The sequence below is a fragment of the Parapedobacter soli genome (assembly GCF_025460835.1).
Lineage (GTDB): Bacteria > Bacteroidota > Bacteroidia > Sphingobacteriales > Sphingobacteriaceae > Parapedobacter > Parapedobacter soli.
The window spans coordinates 1-985 of the sequence record NZ_JAMXAY010000138.1 but is presented as its reverse complement, the minus strand read 5'-3'; the positions used below and the strand labels follow the sequence as shown (position 1 = coordinate 985).

Genomic DNA, 985 nt, shown 5'->3' with positions numbered 1-985 from the left:
TCTGATTATCCGTTTACGCACCTGTTATATTTGCAATGACCAGTCTGTCAAATAATTTGTCTCCGAAATACCTTCTGTTCAATTTGTAAATGAACTCGTTGAGGTACAGCTGGAGGTACTTCCTTTTGATTTTATGGTAATTGCCCAATAATGTCCGTTTTGCATTGCTGATGGCGATATGTACCCATTTCAGGGTTTCCTTGGTGGTTTTGGCGTCCGATTTCTCGGTGACGTGCAGTTCCACCAGATCGGAGATATCCACGTAAGAGGTGCTTTTGTCCGAAAAGACGATAGCCTCATCCTCCATGCAGTCCCTGACCAGCTCGTTGATACCTTCACTTTGGTGGCTATCCAGCACCCGGGCCTTGAAATAGCGCACATGCTTCTCCTTTTTGCCCGTTTCGATATCTTCCAGCGGGGTGCTTTCGGCCATCACCGCAACGTTCTGCTTGCCCTCGGCTCCACGGCCGCGTGTTCCCTTGCCCCGTTCAATCTCCTTGCTGGCCACCGAAAAATAGCCCTCATCCAGTTCTATCATCCCTTCCAGCGTATACCGGGCATCCCGGTTGCCCATCGCTTTGCGGAGCTTGTGCACCATCGCCCATACCGGCTCGTAACGCTTCAACCCCAATTGCTTCTGTATCTCGTTGGTCGAGAAACCCTTCTTGGTGCAGCTCATCAGGAACATGGTTTTGTACCAGACCAAAAAGGGCAGCTTGGAGCTCTCCATGATCGTACCGCTGCGTAAGGAGGTACGGAAACGGCATCCTTTGCATTCATAACTCCATTTGCCCTGTAACCAATAATGGGAGCTGCCACCGCACCGCTTGCAGACAACACCTTCCCTGTCACGCTGAGCCTTGAAATGTAAACGGCAATCTTCCTCCGAACCGAAATGAGCCGTAAAACTGAATATGTTCATAATTCCTGCTTTTTACACCCGCTAATATACTAAAAATATTAGGTGCGTTTGCGGAGAATCAGT

Annotated in this window: 1 protein-coding gene; it reads right to left on the bottom strand. The window is 49.2% G+C overall.

Annotation, left to right across the window (positions count from 1 at the left end; genetic code table 11):
- Positions 1 to 13: 13 nt before the first annotated feature.
- Complete coding sequence (locus NGM62_RS21900) at positions 14 to 922, bottom strand: IS1595 family transposase (RefSeq protein WP_262250431.1); 909 nt, start codon at positions 920 to 922, stop codon at positions 14 to 16.
- Positions 923 to 985: the final 63 nt, after the last annotated feature.

Excerpts from the sequence above, each read along its gene's own strand:
- NGM62_RS21900 (WP_262250431.1), bottom strand. The coding sequence starts at position 922 with ATGAACATATTCAGTTTTACGGCTCATTTCGGTTCGGAGGAAGATTGC.